Genomic DNA, 17,040 nt, shown 5'->3' with positions numbered 1-17,040 from the left:
TCTTATTCACCCATAACAAGGATTTTCGATTATCCATTATGATCAACGTGGCCGTGCAACTCCTTGCGACACAGCTGAATCAATATTTGCGCCGTACTTATAATCTAGGTGAAGATGTGGTGGTGGTTTCCAATTTATTGGAGATAGACGGTACGGTGGCGGTCAATGTCAATAATAAGCTGGTTGTTTTTTTGGTGAATATCGAGAAAGATTCCGTGCCGTTCCGGCAAGTCAGCGCGCATGAGATGGGCGAAAGGGGAGTGCAGAGCAGCGCGCCGCTCTATTTCAATTTGCACCTGATGATGGCGGCGAACTTTACCGGCAATAATTATCCCGAAGCGCTGAAATTTTTATCCAGCACGATCATTTTTTTTCAGAAAAATCACGTGATCAATCATCAAACCGCGCCCGAGATGGATGGGCGTATCGAAAAGCTGATTCTCGATATCGAAAATCTTTCAATCCAGGATCTCAGTAACTTATGGGGTTCCTTGGGAGGGAAATATCTGCCTTCCATTCTGTACAAGGTACGCATGGTGGCTTTCGATACCGAAGATGTCGTTGGCCGTACCCCGGTTGTGGGTGAGCCGAAGCCGATGGTGCAATAATGTTTCAAACATGGTTTATTGTTGGGAGACTAGCCAGAGGTTGAGCACAATATGGGAGCTTATCGTTTACTCGCCAACGTGACTGTCGAACATGCCTATTTCTCGGGACAGAGCTGTAGAACCCTGGAATTCATTCCCAGCGAATCTTGTGCAGTGTTATTGAGAAGAACGGGGTTGTTGCTCAAGGCGTCGGAAAGCGGAGTTGCGGTTTACTTTGATGAGGAAAAAATCGACATCCTGCGTCTTCATGCGGAAGACGATTTGGTGCTGGCTTTTAAAGTTTTTTCCAAGGACAGCAACTTCTTCCGCTATACCGCTCCCGGCGCTCCACCCGATGATTCGATTCTTTTTTTCGATACGCAACGAGTCACCCGGAATGCGGCGGATAAACAAATGCTGCACCCTGATGCGTATGCCGCCGCGGATGCTTGGTTAAAGCTGACAACCGATCCCTTGCCCGCCATACTGGAGCGCAAGGATTATCTCGTCAAGCCGGTTTTTATTGTGCAGCTACGCATTACCACCGGAGCGGAAGGACTGTGTTCGAACAAGCTGGACTCCGCCGCGCGCAAGTTCTATATCCGTTTCACCACCAATCAGACGTACTGGAAATACTACATTCTTGGCGATTTATCCAAGCGCAATGTGTTCATCGCGGATTTGGACAATACCCTGCAGTTTGAAAACTTGGGGAGCACTCTGTTGCCTGGAAATCGTGAGGCGGTTCAATTGCTATCGTCCAAGGCGATTCCGCTGCATGAACAACCTCATCAGCGTCTGCAATTGAAGGAATCGACCGGCATGGGAGATCGGATACTGGTCAAGCGTTTGCCGAATGCCAGTGTGGAGCAGGTGCATGGTGACCTGATGGCAGGAAAGATAGAGCAGGTTTCGGAGATTTATATCAGTTAAATGAACGTGCCGCGATAATGATCGTTCGATCCGATTGGAACAGGTTTGCTTACACTGTATTCCATCCCTGTCCCTTTTTAACTTTAACCAATTTAAGATCCGCTAATTTTAGTAGCGCAAGTATTACTTCTTTTTTATTTGTACTTGAAGAGAAATTGGCCTGCAGGATTCCTTTAATATCTTTGACGCTGACATTGGGTTGCCCAGTTTTAACTGCGTAATAAACATAAAGTAAATGCATATCGTTTTTGGCCTTCGCTGCGATTTTTTTGTAGGGCTGCTTCATTGCGCTGCGCGGTAATTTAAGCGGCGAGATACTTTTTGCAGCTGCTTTAGTGGCGTCCATTAAAATATTTTCAATAGCAGGCAAATTCGCTTGGCTGAGACCGGCACCGATATCTTCAAGATCATCGCAAAACGATTTGAGTCCAAGTAAGTGTTTCTGGACCGGACCTTGGTCTACCCGGTATGTGGCAAACGTGGTGGTGTGTTTTGTCCGTTCAGCTATTTTAGAATCCCAGACTAACAGAGATTCAAGCATCAGTTGATAGTTGGGTGCGCTGCCTTTGACCAGCTCCGGCCCTGGCAAGCTTGATAATTTAGTGGGGACTGTGGTGCTGATTCTGGTGGTATCGATGGCCGTTTTTCCCGGTTGAAATTTACCGGTATGTGCCCAACCGGCTAGCGGTGTTATTTTGCTTTGCCCGGGGATCAAGCCTGCGGATGCGCTGTAACGGTCTTTGTCGGTGTCCAGTTCGGAGCGGATATCCTGTTGTGTTTTTGGATTGGTGCCGACACCGAACGAGCATTTGAAAGTTGCCTTGGTCGGATCGTCGGTTTTGTCCTCGGCAACAGTGACGGAGTAGTTGATGTAATGCGTTTTTACGTCCTTTATCAGATGTCCGCCGTTGTTCTTTTTGATATCGTCAGCCGCTTCATTCAGCAGTTTCTTGACAGGCTGCTCAACGTGCGCCGAGTGATCCGAGTTTGCTTTGGTAGAGATCGGATACAAATTTTCCGGGGTAGCGTGTCCGCCTAAATCATGATTGAGCAGATGCCCCCGGACCACACCTGCTCCTCGAAACAGATTGCGCAGGCGCCGCGTCCATGTCCATTGTGTTCCGGTGGCGGTGCCGACGACCGGATCGGCGGCATCCAGTTCCGCTTCCATTTTCTTTCCGACCAATTGTTCTTCCTGCGGCATACCGAACTTAATCGAACCGGCTTCGTGTTTGATGGCGGTAGCGCGTTGCGCGACTTGTTTCGAGTGGGATACGCCGCGGATGACTGCCTTGAGTTGTGCTGCTTCTCGTGCTTTCGGGCTATTGCCTATCGTTTCAATGAGCCGTCTTTGCGCTGCTGTTTCGGGCCGGTTGTCGACAAATTCCGGCGCGCCACGGTTTTCATTCTTGTGCTGTGAAACATGATTGGCAGCGGCTTCGCTAGCCGATTGCTGATTCCTGTTTTGCCGTACTTTTTCCATAGGTCACGCAATGATTGGCATAGGATTTGTGGAAGAGACTTAACCATACAGGATGGGTCTGTTTCATACAAATCCTGTTTCCAAGCCGTGAAACTTGTATCCAGCGGTTTAGTTTTCCGTAGTAAAAATCCTACTGGCAAAATCTGACTTGTTAAATAGAAATCACATCCTTATAGTGTGCCTTCTAATAATTGCTGATCACTTAATAATGATGTGAGATGTCCATGTCTGAAATTCCACCTTATCAGCAGTTATTCGAATCCAGCCCGCATCCGTATTTGATCCTGCGTGCGGATTCCGGCTTCACCATCGTCGCGGTGAACAATAAATACCTCGAAGTGACGGGCACTCAGCGCGATGCCATTGTGGGTCAAAGCATTTTCGATATTTTTCCCGCCAACCCGGAAGATCAGGCATCCACCAGCGTGCGTGATTTACGTGCTTCACTCGACCATGCAGTGAGTAAGAAACAAACCGATGTCATGAATGTGCAAAAGTACGATATTCCGTTACGCGACGGTAGCGGGGCATTCGAGCTCAAATACTGGAGCCCGGTGAACACGCCGGTGCTGGATGCCGAAGGCCGTGTCGCTTATATCTTTCATCATGCGGAAGATGTGACTGAGTACATCGTTAGTCATGACCATAAAGTGCAACCGGGCAAGGTGAAAGCGCGCGCGCAGCGCATGGAAGCGGAGATCGTGCAGCGTGCGGCTGAAGTAAAGCAAACCAATCGCGTCCTGAAAGCCGCCATGGAAGAGCAGGAACAATTGAATCAGCGTTTGACTGAGCTGGATCACCTGAAATCGCAGTTTTTTGCCAATGTCAGTCATGAACTGCGCACACCGCTGACGCTGATTATCGCGCCTCTGGAGAACCGTATGCGGTGGCTTACCGGCAGCAACGCTTCCGCGGAAGAGCGTCATGAAACCGGATTGATGCTGCGTAACGCGCGCATTCTTTACCGCCATGTCACCGATTTACTGGATGCGGCTAAGCTTGAGGCAGGGCGCATGCCGGTTTTTTGGGCGCGGTTCGATTTGGCGGAGCTGGTGCGAGTCACGGCAAGTTACTTTGAATTGCTGGCGAAGGAGCGCGATATCGCATTCCAGGTTATCACCCCGGAAGCCTGTGCGGTCGAAAGTGATAGCGAGAAGCTGCAACGCATCCTGCTCAATCTGCTGTCCAATGCATTCAAATTCACGCAGGATAAAGGCTGTATTTTCATCCGGCTTGTTACCACCGAAGCGTGCGCGCAGATCGAAGTTCAGGATAATGGCCCCGGCATACCGGCGGAAATGCGCGAGCACGTGTTTGAACGTTTTATGCAGGTGGAGAGCAGCGTAACCCGGCAGCATGGCGGCACCGGCTTAGGGTTGGCTATCGTCAAGGATTTTGCTGATTTATTGCACGGCAAGCTCGAACTCGAAGAATCGCCCGGGGGTGGCGCGCTATTCAGGATCACGCTGCCGCGCACCGCGCCAGCCGGTTCGGTATTACGGGACGCACCAGTTTCCCTGGACGAGATCATTGTGCATGAAGTCATGGATGAGCTTCAAGGCCCGGCGCAAAGAACCTCGTTACCGGTAACCGCCACCCGTTTGCCCTTGATTTTGGTTGTTGAAGACAATGCGGATATGAATCGCTTCATTGCCGATATGTTGCAGCCTCGCTATCGCGTGGCCAGTGCTTTCAATGGCCGTGAAGGATTGGAGCAAGCACTGAAACTGGCGCCCGATTTGATTCTTTCCGATGTAATGATGCCGGAGATGGATGGTGAACAAATGGTGCAGCAAATACGCCAGCATGCGGAGCTGGATGGCGTGCCCATCATCATGCTGACCGCCAAGGCCGATGACGATCTCTGTGTCAAACTGCTGAAATCCGGCGTGCAGGATTACCTGAACAAGCCTTTTGCCGTGGATGAGCTCCTGGTGCGCGTTGATAAACTGGTGCTCGAAAGACAAATGGTGAGAGAGCAGCTGCGGCAAAGCGAAGCACGATTTCAGGCTACTTTTGAACAAGCCGCCGTCGGAATTTCTATTATTTCGCTGGAAGGATATTGGTTGCGTGTCAACCACAAGCTTTGCGCTATCTTGGGTTACAGTCAGGATGAATTGATGGCGCTTACATTTCAGGATGTCACCTATCCCGATGATCTGGAGGCAGACATCAATAACGTAAAGCGCATGTTGTCCGGTGAAATCGCCGCATATGCAATGGAGAAACGCTATATTCGCAAGGATGGCCGTGTGATCTGGATCAATCTTCACGTTTCCCTGGTGCGTAAGCCCGATAACGCGCCGGATTATTTTATCGCTGTGGTTGAAGACATTCAGAGCCGCAAGGAAATTGCAGCAAACTTCAAAGAGGCGAGACGCATCGCCAACCTCGGACATTGGACCTGGAACGGCGTGGATAAACAAACCTGGTCCGAGGAGCTTTACCTGATTTATGGCCGTGATACAGCTTTGCCGCCTGCGGATTATCAGGAAATGGCGAGTTTTTACACCGTGGATAGCTGGAACAAGCTGGCTGCCGCAGTACAGAAATGCTGGCGCGATGGTGCCGCATTTGAGTGCGATGCGGAGGTGGTGCGGCCGGATGGTGAGCATCGCTGGACGATCTCGCGCGGAGAAGCAGTACCCGATGCTGACGGTCGTATCATTGCCATGCGCGGAACCGTGCAAGATATCACCGAGCGTAAGCTGGGCGAGATGGCGCTGCAGGAAAGCAAGGAACAACTCAAGTTGTTCATTGAATACGCACCCGCCTCGTTAGCCATGTTCGACCGGGAAATGCGCTACCTTGCGTTCAGTCAGCGCTGGCGTAACGATTACAACATGGGGGATCGTGATTTATTGGGGGTATGTCATTACGATGCTTTTCCTGAGATCGGCGAAGAATGGAAAGCGATCCATCGCCGCTGTCTGGCCGGTGAAATCGTCCGCGCCGAGGAAGATTGCTTTGAACGGGCCGATGGCAGTGTGCAGTGGTTACGCTGGGAAGTGCGGCCTTGGCATAAAGCCGGTGGTGCAGTCGGCGGGATCGTTATGTTTACCGAGGATATCACTTACCGGAAACAAGCCGAAGCGGCGTTGCAGCAACTGAATGCCGATCTGGAAAAACGGGTTGCGGAGCGTACCGCCGAATTAAAGATGCTCAACCAGTCACTGGAAAGCTTTGTGTATTCCGTTTCGCATGATTTGAAGGCGCCGCTGCGCGGTGTCGAAGGCTATAGCCGGTTGCTGGAAGAAGACTATTCCGATCGATTGGATGACGAAGGACGTTTATTCATCACCAACCTGCGCGCGGGTGTCACGCGCATGAATGAGTTGATCGATGATTTGCTGGCTTACTCACGCATGGAGCGGCGTAAACTGGAATCCAATATGCTGGACCTGACAGCATTAACCCATCGGGTGATTGCGGAGTGTGGCGGGGAGATTGCCGCGCGTCAGATCGAAGTCATTTGCGATTTGCCGCTATTGATGGTCAATGGTGATCGCGACGGCTTGGTTATGGTGCTGCGCAATCTGCTGGAGAATGCGATCAAGTTCAGCCAGCATGCGGCTCATCCGCGCATAGAGTTTGGTGCTGACCGGGATGATCGACATGTGATCCTGTGGGTCCGCGATAATGGTATCGGTTTTGACATGAAGTATAATCAGCGCATCTTTGAGATTTTCGAACGTCTCCATCGGCTGGAAGATTACCCCGGTACCGGGATCGGTCTGGCTTTAGTCAAGAAGGCTATGCAACGCATGGGAGGACGGGTATGGGCACAAAGCACGCCGGGTGAAGGCGCGACCTTCTATCTGGAATTGACCGCGATGGCGGAAAACCTGAAATAGTGACGGAGTCGATAACGATGAGCTTATACCCGCCGATTCTCCTGGTTGAAGACAATCCGCTTGATGTTGATCTGACGCTACGCGCTTTTCAACGCCGCAAGCTTATTAATCCTGTGTTGGTCGCGCGCGATGGCGAGGAGGCCTTGGCGTGGATACCGCGCTGGGAATCGGGCGAGATCCAGCCGGCCGTCATTCTGCTGGACCTGAATTTGCCGCGCGTTGACGGTCTGACGGTGTTACGGGCATTGAAAGAACACGCGGTGCTATGCCGCATTCCGGTTGTTGTTCTCACCACCTCGAAAGAAGATCGAGATATCCAGGCGGCTTACGATTTGGGCGTCAATTCCTATATTGTAAAACCGGTGGGGTTTGATAACTTCATGGACGTGGCGCAGCACATCGAACTGTATTGGTGCGTTCTCAACGAGCATCCCCAATAATCATGATGCGCGTTCTGTATATCGAAGATTCCGCCAGCGATGCCGATCTGGCCCTGCGCACCCTGCGCCGGACCGCGCCGGATATCGAATTGAATGTAGTGAACACCCTGGCTGAAGGATTCAAGCGGCTTGCCGAACCGGATTGTCATGACGTGCTGCTGGTTGATCTGTCCCTGCCCGATGGCTCGGGTTTGGATGCATTGACGCATGTCCGGGAGCAATGCTTGGTCATCGCGGTAGTCATTCTCACAGGGTCGGGCGATCAAGATTCCGCCGTGGCCGCGCTCAAGGCCGGCGCGGATGATTATCTGATCAAACGGGATGATTATCTGGAACGGCTGCCGCGGATATTACGTAACGCACGGGAGCATTTTCGCGACAATCTGGAGCGCAGTCACCCGGTCCTGCGCGTGTTGTATCTTGAGCATAACATATTCGATATCGATCTGATGCGCCGTCATTTTGTGTTGCATGCGCCGCATATCCAGATGACCGCAGTGAGTAGCGTGCAAGATGCGCTTGCACTACTGCCCGATGATCCGGTGAAGCAGGCGGCGCAATTCGATGCATTGCTGATCGATTATCACTTGCCCAGTATGGATGGTTTGGAGTTTTTCCAATTGTTGCGGTATGAGCGCAAGCTGAATATTCCTACCATCCTGGTGACGGGCCAGGGTAGCGAGATGGTGGCCGCGCGCGCGCTGCACTTGGGTGTGGATGATTATTTAACCAAGCACGAAGGCTATCTGTATGAGATTGTCGCCACTTTGGAGAAAGTGCAGCACCAGGCGGAACTGACCCGCGAACGGATCAGCTTGAAAAGAACCAGCCAGCGCCTTTCGCATCTGCTGGCCGCCAGTCCGACAATTTTGTACAGCCTGCAATTCTCCGGAGGAAAGCCGCGCCCCAGTTGGGTGAGTGAGAATATCGAACGTTTGCTGGGCTATACGCAAGAAGAGGCGTTGACGGCGGATTGGTGGCGCTCGCATATCCATCCGGATGATCTTGAAGCGGCTTTGGCTCGCCAGCCGGTGTTGCTGAGTGAAGGCCAGCTCACGCACGACTACCGGTTCCTGCATCGATCCGGGCAAGTCGTCTGGATACTCGATGAGCTTCGATTGGTGCGAGGTGCTGACGGCGAACCTGCCGAAATTGTTGGCGCCTGGCTGGATATCAGTGAACATAAGCGGCTCGAACTGATACGCCAGGCGCATCAATCCGCATTGAATCTGATCGTTGCCAGCCAACCGCTGCCCGTGGTTCTCAATGATATCGCGCAACGTCTTGAGGTGATCAATCCCGGCATGCTGGTATCCATTCTGCTGCTGGATAAGCATGCGGGCCGTCTTAAGCACGGCGCGGCGCCCAGTTTACCGGATGAATATAACGACGCTATCAACCGGGTGATGATTGGTGAAGGGATCGGTTCATGCGGGACGGCCGCGTGGCGCGGCGAAGCGGTGATTGTTACCGACATCGGTCACCATCCGTTTTGGCAGCCTTTTCTGGAATCGACGCGCAAAGCCAATCTTCATGCCTGCTGGTCGATACCCTTCAAAGATGAAGCGGGCAATGTGCTAGGCACTTTTGCCATTTATCATCGTACCCCGCGCGAGCCGACGCCTGCCGATTTGATGCTGATCAATGAGTTCGTGTCGATCACGGCCGTGGCGGTGCAAAAGGTCCACGCTGCGGAAACATTAAAACAGGCGGCGGCGGTGTTTGAGTCCAGCCGGGAAGGGATCGTCATCACCGACCTGGAGCCGCGCATTCTGGCCATTAACCGCGCTTATACCGAAATTACCGGTTACGGTGAAGCACAAGTGCTGGGTAAGAATCCGAAGATCATCAAGTCGGGGCATCACGGTAAACCCTTTTACCAAGCTATGTGGGCCGGTCTGAAGACCGTGGGCCATTGGAGCGGGGAGATCTGGAACCGCCGCCGGAATGGCGAGATTTATCCGCAATGGCTGACGATCAGCACCGTGTTTAATGACAGGAATGAGCCCTGTAATTATGTCGGCGTGTTTGCAGACATTACGCAGATGAAGCAATCTGAGGCACAGCTGGCGCAATTGGCGCATTATGATCCATTGACCGGCTTGCCGAACCGGCTGTTGGTGCAATCGCGTCTGCATCATGCCATTGAACGGGCGCAACGGCACAATCTGCGCATAGCGACGCTGTATGTCGATCTGGATCGCTTCAAGAACGTCAATGACAGCCTGGGGCATCCTATCGGAGATGAGCTTTTGATTATGCTGGCTGCGCGCCTGAAAAAGCGTTTGCGCGAGGAAGATACGCTGGCGCGCCTGGGCGGCGATGAGTTTTTGCTGGTGCTGGAAGATATCAAGGAACCGAGCGAACCTGCTTCTGTCGCGCAGACCTTGATTGATTTGCTTGCGACGCCCTTTGCACTGCCCAGCGGTCATGAGATCTTCATTAATGCCAGTATCGGTATCAGCCTTTTTCCGGATGATGCCAGCAACGTCACCGAGTTGATCCAACATGCGGACATGGCCATGTATCTGGCAAAAAAAGAAGGCCGCAGCACCTATCGTTACCATACGGAAGCGTTGAGCATTGCCGCCAATGAACGCTTGGTCATGGAAACCCGCCTGCGCCATGCGCTTGCCGCTGGGGAGTTTGTTCTGCACTATCAGCCGTTGATCGACGCGCATAGCGGCCGGGCAGTCGGGGTTGAGGCTTTGGTGCGATGGCAGCCGCCGGGAGAAGCCATCGTGCCGCCGGGAAAATTTATCCCGATTGCAGAAGAAACCGGATTGATCGTGCCGCTCGGGGAGTGGGTGTTGCGGACCGCCTGTGCGCAAGGACGGGCCTGGATTGATGCCGGTTTTGCGCCGCTCGTGATGGCGGTCAATCTGTCGGTACGGCAGTTTCAATCCGAGAATCTGGCTGAAGTGATCCAGCGGGTTCTGGAAGAAACGAAACTTCCGGCGGCCTGTCTGGAGCTCGAATTAACCGAGAGCATGTTCATGGAGCATGCGGAACGCTCGATCGATACGCTGAAAACCTTGAAGGCGCCGGGAATCCAGCTGGCGATTGATGATTTTGGCACCGGCTACTCGTCATTGACTTATTTGAAGCGCTTTCCCATCGATAAACTCAAAATCGATCAAAGCTTCGTGCGGGGCCTGGCGCACGATCCCAATGACCGCGAGATTGCCGCCACGATCATCGCGATGGCGCGCGGTCTGAAATTAAGTGTCTTGGCGGAAGGTGTCGAGTCGGAGCAGCAGCTGGCTTTCCTGCGTCAGCATGGTTGTGATTACTATCAAGGCTTCCTGTTTCACCGCCCCGCACCGGCAAAGGAACTTGAAGCTTGGCTACGGGAGCACGCCGCACAGCCGTAAAAATTGCGCGTTCTGCTGGAAGTAGGAATTGAAAATGTTAATTTCGCGAATTCTTTACGTAACGCTTGAGAATTAATATTACATCGGCTAAGCTGCTCTATGTTCAATCTAAACAAGGTTGTAGGCTGGATTTATCAAGTTGAATGATAACAATGGCCGATGAACGCTACATTTCCAATTAAAAGGAGCTGATGATGGGGCAATATAAGACACCGGGTGTTTACATTGTTGAAAAGAGCGCGTTTCCGAATTCTGTCGTGGAAGTGGCAACCGCAGTACCGGCATTTATCGGTTATACGGAGAAAGCCAATAACAAAGGAAAATCGCTATTAAATAAGGCATGGCGTATTTCATCCATGTCGGAATTTATCAGCTTCTTTGGCGGATCGCCTAAAGCGCAATATCAAATTTCCGATGTGGCGCCTCCCGATACAGCTGAGAAAAAAGATGCTGATGCTGAAGCGGCTCCCGATAAAGGTGATAAGAAAAATACTGTACCGGCAGCTGCCGTTGAATCTGATTTCTCAAATGATGGTAAGGAATATACGCTGGGGCTCCAGGGTTCCCGCTATTTTTTGTATCACAGTATGATGTTGTTTTTCCAAAATGGCGGCGGTGCTTGCTATGTGATTTCGGTTGGCAGCTATGCTGATGCTATCGTGCAACCGAAGCTGAAAGCGGGGATCGATGTTTTGTTGAAAGAACAAGAACCGACGATGGTGGTGATTCCTGATGCGATGTCACTGGCTGAGCCCGATTGTATCGGGCTGCAACAGGCAGCCTTGAGTCACTGCGGACAAGTGATGAAAAATCGTTTTGCCATATTGGATGTTTTTGATGGCTATAAGGAAGCACAGGATAGTGGATGCATCGCGAAGTTCAGGAATGACCTTGGGACGAACAGCTTGGATTTCGCCGCGGCCTATTATCCTTGGCTTAATACTTCCATTGTTCAGACCAGTGATCTGAGCTTTGCCAATGTTTCCAATTTGGATAAATTAAGGGAAGTGTTGCGCGCCGAGTTAAACACTAGCGCAGTGGATAGCAAGAAAAAAACGGAGATTGCTGACAAGATCACGGAAATAGGAGCACGCGCTGATTTGGCTAATGATAAATTGGATGCGGCCAGAAAAAAAGAAATTACTGATCTGCAAGCAAAGTTAAAAAGTAGCAATGCAGAGATGTCGACCGATGAAGATCTGCACAAAATTCTGACAGCCGTTTGCCCGCTGTACAAAAGCATCATCGACAGCATCAAACTCAAGCTCAATCTGCTGCCGCCCAGCGCGGGCATGGCCGGTGTTTATACCATGGTCGACAATTCACGCGGGGTGTGGAAAGCACCTGCCAATGTCAGCCTGAACGCGGTCATTTCACCCGCCGTTGAGATCACCAATGCGCAACAGGAAGACTTGAACGTCACAACCGCAGGTAAATCGATCAATGCGATCCGGACGTTCATCGGCGAAGGCACCTTGGTTTGGGGCGCCCGCACGCTCGATGGCAACAGCCTGGATTGGCGCTATATCAACGTGCGCCGTACCATGATCATGCTGGAAGAGTCCATTAAACTGGCGACCAAAGCGTATGTATTCGAACCCAATGTCTCCAGCACCTGGGTAACGATTAAAAGCATGATCAGTAACTTCCTGACCAGTATCTGGAAGCGCGGCGGTTTGGCCGGTGCAACACCGGAAGATGCCTTCGGCGTGTTTGTCGGCCTGGGTGAAACCATGACGCCGCAGGATATTCTGGACGGTATGTTGAAAGTAACCGTGCTGGTTGCATTGAGCCGCCCGGCAGAGTTCATTGAAATTACCTTCCAGCAGCAAATGCAGAAATCTTAATCGGAAAGTCAGCGCGTTAATCGGTGCAATTGACAAAAACAACGTTTATTTCTTAATCATAAAATTGGGAGTGCATTATGGCAGATGATGGATCAGCTCAGTCGACGACAGTTTGGCCTATGCCAAAGTTTTATTTTCAGGTTAAGTGGGATTCTCAAGTCATGCGGTTTCAGGAGGTCAGCGGTCTGGATATCCAATCGGAAGAGATCAAATACCGCCATGGCGATAGCCCGGAATTCTCCGTGATCAAGATGCCGGGGATGAAGAAAGTCGGCAATATCACCATGAAGAAAGGCGTTTTCAAAGGCGATAACAAATTCTGGGATTGGTTTAAACAGATCAAGATGAATACCATCAAGCGCTTGCCGGTCACCATCAGTTTGCTGGATGAAGGCGGCAAGGCGACGATGGTGTGGACACTCACTAACGCCTGGCCGACCAAGATTACCGGCACCGATTTAAAATCGGAAGGCAACGAAGTGGCGATAGAATCCATCGAAATCGTGCATGAAGGCCTGACGATCGCCAACAGTTAGTGTTTTTAAATCTTGCCAGCAGATGGGTGACTCATGAATATTTCATTATCCGGAAATGTTTATCCACCCTCTGCTTTCTATTTTAAGGTCGTGATCGGGCCACCGGCCGGATTGTCGGCCGATACTTCTTTCCAGGAAGTGTCCGGAATCGAAACGGAAATGGAAGTGGAGTCGGTTGTCGAAGGCGGTGAAAACCGGTTCGTGCGGCAGCTGCCGAAAGGCATTAAGCATCCCAATTTATCCTTGAAGCGCGGCATTGCGCCATTGGCTTCGCCGTTGGTGGTGTGGTGCAAATCGACGCTCGAATCCGGTTTTAATTTGGCGATTAAGCCCTTGCCTGTTCTGGTGTATCTGATGAATGAGGACAAAATGCCGATTCGTGGTTGGTCTTTCGATTCGGCTTACCCGTTGAAATGGGAAGTCGAAAGCTTCGGCTCCACCAAAAACGAAGTCGCCATCGAAAAGATCATTCTGAGTTATACCGTTTCCATGCGCATTATCTAGCAGGCGTAAGCATACCCCATGGCGATAGAGATTAAACAACTGCTGATCAAGTCTAATATCGTGCAGCGCACCGGGAACGAGGATCTCGACTTATCCGAAGAGCACCGGTTGCTGAAAGAAGAAGTGCTGGCGGAATGCCGCCGCATGATCGCGGATTTTTTGCGCGAACAGGGGGAACGCTAAATGTCGCTGGGCGGCGCCAAAGCGCTGTTGACGATTTCGCCCTGCGCTGTGAATAACGGCAAAATAAGCGTCGATGGCTCGCTGAAAAAATTTGAAGCCATGATCAATCCCGCCGGTTACGAGCAAACGTTCAAGCTGAGCTATTCAAAAAACAAAGTGCTGGGGCAACCGGGAACTGAAACCAAGTACGATGCAAGCCACCCGGAAAAATTTGTTCTCAAGGAATTAATACTGGATGCCACTGGGGCTGTCTCGGCCAATCCGCTCTCGGTCGTCAGCGATCCGGTTCCGGTCAAGGAACAGATTGAATTATTGAAAGACGTTGTGTATCGCTACCGAGGGACTAAGCACGAAGCGCCGATTGTGCAGGTGAAGTGGGGCGAGTTGCTTTTCTACGGACGGGTGGAGTCACTGAAATTTGACTATACCTTGTTCAAACCCAGCGGCGTGCCATTGCGCGCCAAAGTCACACTGGCCTTTGTCGAATATCAGAGCAAAGAGGAAATATCCAGGGAAGCCGCGCAAGAGTCTCCGGATTTGACGCACTTGATCGAGGTGAAAGCCGGAGATACTTTGCCGCTGCTGTGTTACCGGGTTTATCAGGACTGTAACTACTATATCGATGTTGCAAAGATTAATCGTCTGACGGATTTTCGTGATCTTAAACCCGGAACTAAGCTTCAGTTCCCTCCATTAAGCTAGGTTTACTTATGGCAGATTCCCCATTAACGGGCAGCACGGGTGTCGTATCGGTGACCATTTTGAGCGATGGCAATGCCATAGCCGATACTATTCAGGTCGTTTCGATCGAAATCATGTACGGGGTCAATAAAATTCCCAGCGCCAAGATCGTTTTACTGGACGGGGATATGCCGAACAACAAATTTCCGGTCAGTGATGCGAATGATTTTAAACCCGGCGCGGTGATCACGATCAATGCCGGTTATGCCAATCAGACGAGCATTGTGTTCAAAGGTATTGTTGTCAAGCATGGCATAAAAATGGACGGCGATAATTTTTCCCGGCTGATCGTGCAGTGTAAGGACAGCTCGGTCGCCATGACGGTGGGCCGCAAGAACGCCAATTTTGTCGATTCGAAGGATAGCGACATCATCAGTAAGCTGATCGGCGCGCACAGCGGACTGAGTTCCGATGTGACGGATACGACGGTGAGTTATAAGGAACTGGTGCAGTACTATTGCAGCGACTGGGATTATTTGCTGATGCGGGCGGAAGTTAATGGTTTTCTGGTGACGATCGATGCCGGAAAAGTAACGGTCAAAGCGCCGCAGGTTGATGGTGAAGCGGTTCTGACCCTGACGTACGGTATCGATTTGATGGCGTTCAGCGCGGATGTCGATGCTGCTGCGCAATTTTCCGTGGTGAAAGGCATTGCCTGGGATCCAGCGAGCCAAGCCGTGCAAGAAGCGCAGGCGAGTCCCGAACAGTTAACCGGTCAGGGTAATCTGGCGGCTGCGGATTTGGCGAGTGTGATCGCGCCGGATTATTACCGCTTGCAAACCGATGCGCCGCTGGAAAATGCCGTGCTGACCGACTGGGCTAAGGGGCAGCAAATCAAGTCCGGTCTGGCGCGTATCCGAGGTTACGCGGCGTTTCAAGGGAGCGCCAAAGTGAAGCTTGGTACTCTGGTTGAATTGAAAGGCGTGGGTAACCGCTTTAACGGCAAAGTGCTGGTGACGGCGGTGAAACATGACATCAGGCAGGGCAATTGGGTGACGGAAATTGAGTTCGGCCTATCGCCGCAGTGGTTCGCCGAGCAGTATAAAACCGAGGCGCCGCTTGCTTCGGGCTGGGTGCCCGGAGTTAACGGTTTGCACATCGGTGTGGTGAAAAAGCTCGATGCCGATCCGGAAGGGCAATATAAGATTCAGGTATCCGTGCCGGTTTTGCAGGCAGAGACCGATGGCGTGTGGGCGCGGTTGGCCAGTTTCTACGGTTCCAGCGGTATTGGCGCTTTCTTCATTCCGGAGATCGGCGACGAAGTGGTGCTGGGATACTTCAACGACGATCCTTCGCATCCGGTCATTCTCGGCAGTTTGTACAGCAGCAAACAAAAAATGCCTTACGAATTGACCGCCGATAATTTCACCAAAGCCGTGGTGACGCGCAGTAAGCTGAAGCTGGAATTCGACGACGACAAGAAGGTGATCACCGTAACCACACCCGGCAATAACAAAATCGTCATCAGTGACGATCAGAAATCGATTCTGCTGCAAGACCAGAATTCCAACAAAATCGAGCTCAATTCCAGTGGCATTACTATCGACAGCCCGAAAGACATCAAGATCAGCGCCAAGGGCAAGGTAACCATCGACGCGGTGAGCAATATCGAATTGACGGCGAAAGCGGATATCAAGAATCAAGGACTGAATATCAATCATCAAGCCAACGTCGGTTTCAGCGCCAAAGGCAACGCTACCGCCGAGCTGTCGGCCAGCGGCCAGACCACGGTAAAAGGCGCTATTGTGATGATCAATTAAGCTGTATTGAATGCTCAGGATTGCAATTGTTTTGAAAGGAATTTAACGATGCCCCCAGCCGCGCGTATCACCGATATGCATACTTGCCCGATGCAAACACCGGGCGTGCCGCCGATTCCTCATGTGGGCGGCCCGATCAGCGGTCCTTGCGTGCCCACTGTATTGATCGGCAATATGCCGGCCGCCGTGGTAGGGGATATGTGCGTCTGCGTCGGCCCGCCCGACAGTATTGTGAAAGGCTCGGCGACGGTCATGATCAGCAACCGTCCGGCTGCCCGGATGGGCGACACAACGGCGCACGGCGGTACCATCGTGCTGGGTTTTCCGACGGTGATGATCGGCGGTTGACAGGGAAACGAGACGATGAGTACCGATAAATCTTTTCTGGGTACCGGCTGGGGATTTCCGCCCGAGTTCGGGCAATATGGATCAATGCGCACGGTGTCGGCTGAAGAGGATATCCATGAAAGTCTGTATATCCTTCTGTCGACCAATCCCGGTGAGCGCGTGATGCAACCCACGTACGGCTGTGGTTTAAAAAGTCAGGTCTTTGAAGAGATCAATGAGACGGCGGTCACGGTCATGGTTGACCTGATCAAGCGCGCGATTCTTTTTTTTGAACCTCGCGTTGTGGTGGAAAATATCCGGGTGGATTCCGGTAACCCGGAAGATATCTTGAATGGCTTGATCAAGATTGATATCACCTACATCGTGCGGACCACAAATAACCGCCACAATATCGTGTACCCGTTTTATTTCACTGAAGGCACGAATGTTAAATTATAGGGTTTCTGGGTG

Annotated in this window: 14 protein-coding genes; 13 read left to right on the top strand and 1 reads right to left on the bottom strand. The window is 51.7% G+C overall.

Going from position 1 to position 17,040, the window contains the following annotated elements; translation table 11 throughout:
* The first annotated feature begins 38 nt into the window (after positions 1-38).
* On the top strand, positions 39-608 hold the full coding sequence (locus R2083_RS12095; protein WP_317538610.1) for a DUF4255 domain-containing protein: 570 nt from the start codon (positions 39-41) through the stop codon (positions 606-608).
* A gap of 51 nt (positions 609-659) precedes the next feature.
* On the top strand, positions 660-1,520 hold the full coding sequence (locus R2083_RS12090) for a hypothetical protein (protein ID WP_317538609.1): 861 nt from the start codon (positions 660-662) through the stop codon (positions 1,518-1,520).
* Positions 1,521-1,569: 49 nt separating this feature from the next.
* On the opposite strand, the gene R2083_RS12085 is transcribed toward R2083_RS12090, so the two are convergent.
* On the bottom strand, positions 1,570-3,003 hold the full coding sequence (locus tag R2083_RS12085) for a hypothetical protein (RefSeq protein WP_317538608.1): 1,434 nt from the start codon (positions 3,001-3,003) through the stop codon (positions 1,570-1,572).
* A 224-nt stretch (positions 3,004-3,227) separates the two neighbouring features.
* Between R2083_RS12085 and R2083_RS12080 the strand changes: the two genes are divergently transcribed.
* The 11 genes from R2083_RS12080 to R2083_RS12030 all read left to right on the top strand — a co-directional run bounded on the left by R2083_RS12080 (position 3,228) and on the right by R2083_RS12030 (position 17,028).
* Positions 3,228-6,857: a PAS domain S-box protein gene (locus tag R2083_RS12080; RefSeq protein ID WP_317538607.1), complete on the top strand. Its 3,630-nt coding sequence runs from the start codon at positions 3,228-3,230 to the stop codon at positions 6,855-6,857.
* Positions 6,858-6,874: 17 nt separating this feature from the next.
* Positions 6,875-7,297 carry a response regulator gene (locus R2083_RS12075; RefSeq protein WP_317531495.1) on the top strand — a complete coding sequence of 141 codons (423 nt, stop codon included), beginning with the start codon at positions 6,875-6,877 and terminating at the stop codon, positions 7,295-7,297.
* A 2-nt stretch (positions 7,298-7,299) separates the two neighbouring features.
* Positions 7,300-10,671, top strand: a complete 3,372-nt coding sequence (locus tag R2083_RS12070) for an EAL domain-containing protein (protein ID WP_317538606.1) — start codon at positions 7,300-7,302, stop codon at positions 10,669-10,671.
* Between the two features lie 191 nt (positions 10,672-10,862).
* Positions 10,863-12,518, top strand: a complete 1,656-nt coding sequence (locus R2083_RS12065; protein ID WP_317531493.1) for a phage tail sheath family protein — start codon at positions 10,863-10,865, stop codon at positions 12,516-12,518.
* 77 nt (positions 12,519-12,595) lie between these two features.
* Positions 12,596-13,054: a phage tail protein gene (locus R2083_RS12060; RefSeq protein WP_090318288.1), complete on the top strand. Its 459-nt coding sequence runs from the start codon at positions 12,596-12,598 to the stop codon at positions 13,052-13,054.
* A 33-nt stretch (positions 13,055-13,087) separates the two neighbouring features.
* Positions 13,088-13,558 carry a phage tail protein gene (locus R2083_RS12055; RefSeq protein ID WP_317538605.1) on the top strand — a complete coding sequence of 157 codons (471 nt, stop codon included), beginning with the start codon at positions 13,088-13,090 and terminating at the stop codon, positions 13,556-13,558.
* An 18-nt stretch (positions 13,559-13,576) separates the two neighbouring features.
* The gene (locus tag R2083_RS12050; RefSeq protein WP_176776388.1) at positions 13,577-13,741 is read left to right on the top strand and encodes a DUF5908 family protein; all 165 of its coding nucleotides are present in this window, start codon (positions 13,577-13,579) and stop codon (positions 13,739-13,741) included.
* Positions 13,742-14,443: a hypothetical protein gene (locus R2083_RS12045; protein ID WP_317538604.1), complete on the top strand. Its 702-nt coding sequence runs from the start codon at positions 13,742-13,744 to the stop codon at positions 14,441-14,443.
* Positions 14,444-14,451: 8 nt separating this feature from the next.
* Positions 14,452-16,242, top strand: coding sequence for a type VI secretion system tip protein VgrG (vgrG, locus tag R2083_RS12040; protein ID WP_317538603.1), 1,791 nt, complete (start codon positions 14,452-14,454; stop codon positions 16,240-16,242).
* A 48-nt stretch (positions 16,243-16,290) separates the two neighbouring features.
* The gene (locus R2083_RS12035; RefSeq protein ID WP_121167321.1) at positions 16,291-16,590 is read left to right on the top strand and encodes a PAAR domain-containing protein; all 300 of its coding nucleotides are present in this window, start codon (positions 16,291-16,293) and stop codon (positions 16,588-16,590) included.
* Positions 16,591-16,605: 15 nt separating this feature from the next.
* Positions 16,606-17,028, top strand: a complete 423-nt coding sequence (locus R2083_RS12030; protein ID WP_317538602.1) for a GPW/gp25 family protein — start codon at positions 16,606-16,608, stop codon at positions 17,026-17,028.
* Positions 17,029-17,040: the final 12 nt, after the last annotated feature.

This window comes from Nitrosomonas sp. Is35 (assembly GCF_033063295.1).
GTDB lineage: Bacteria > Pseudomonadota > Gammaproteobacteria > Burkholderiales > Nitrosomonadaceae > Nitrosomonas.
Note: the sequence above shows the minus strand (reverse complement) of the source record. Positions and strands in the feature narration are given on the sequence as shown.

Excerpts from the sequence above, each read along its gene's own strand:
- R2083_RS12095 (WP_317538610.1), top strand. The coding sequence starts at position 39 with ATGATCAACGTGGCCGTGCAACTCCTTGCGACACAGCTGAATCAATAT.
- R2083_RS12090 (WP_317538609.1), top strand. The coding sequence starts at position 660 with ATGGGAGCTTATCGTTTACTCGCCAACGTGACTGTCGAACATGCCTAT.
- R2083_RS12085 (WP_317538608.1), bottom strand. The coding sequence starts at position 3,003 with ATGGAAAAAGTACGGCAAAACAGGAATCAGCAATCGGCTAGCGAAGCC.
- R2083_RS12080 (WP_317538607.1), top strand. The coding sequence starts at position 3,228 with ATGTCTGAAATTCCACCTTATCAGCAGTTATTCGAATCCAGCCCGCAT.
- R2083_RS12075 (WP_317531495.1), top strand. The coding sequence starts at position 6,875 with ATGAGCTTATACCCGCCGATTCTCCTGGTTGAAGACAATCCGCTTGAT.
- R2083_RS12070 (WP_317538606.1), top strand. The coding sequence starts at position 7,300 with ATGATGCGCGTTCTGTATATCGAAGATTCCGCCAGCGATGCCGATCTG.
- R2083_RS12065 (WP_317531493.1), top strand. The coding sequence starts at position 10,863 with ATGATGGGGCAATATAAGACACCGGGTGTTTACATTGTTGAAAAGAGC.
- R2083_RS12060 (WP_090318288.1), top strand. The coding sequence starts at position 12,596 with ATGGCAGATGATGGATCAGCTCAGTCGACGACAGTTTGGCCTATGCCA.
- R2083_RS12055 (WP_317538605.1), top strand. The coding sequence starts at position 13,088 with ATGAATATTTCATTATCCGGAAATGTTTATCCACCCTCTGCTTTCTAT.
- R2083_RS12050 (WP_176776388.1), top strand. The coding sequence starts at position 13,577 with ATGGCGATAGAGATTAAACAACTGCTGATCAAGTCTAATATCGTGCAG.
- R2083_RS12045 (WP_317538604.1), top strand. The coding sequence starts at position 13,742 with ATGTCGCTGGGCGGCGCCAAAGCGCTGTTGACGATTTCGCCCTGCGCT.
- vgrG (WP_317538603.1), top strand. The coding sequence starts at position 14,452 with ATGGCAGATTCCCCATTAACGGGCAGCACGGGTGTCGTATCGGTGACC.
- R2083_RS12035 (WP_121167321.1), top strand. The coding sequence starts at position 16,291 with ATGCCCCCAGCCGCGCGTATCACCGATATGCATACTTGCCCGATGCAA.
- R2083_RS12030 (WP_317538602.1), top strand. The coding sequence starts at position 16,606 with ATGAGTACCGATAAATCTTTTCTGGGTACCGGCTGGGGATTTCCGCCC.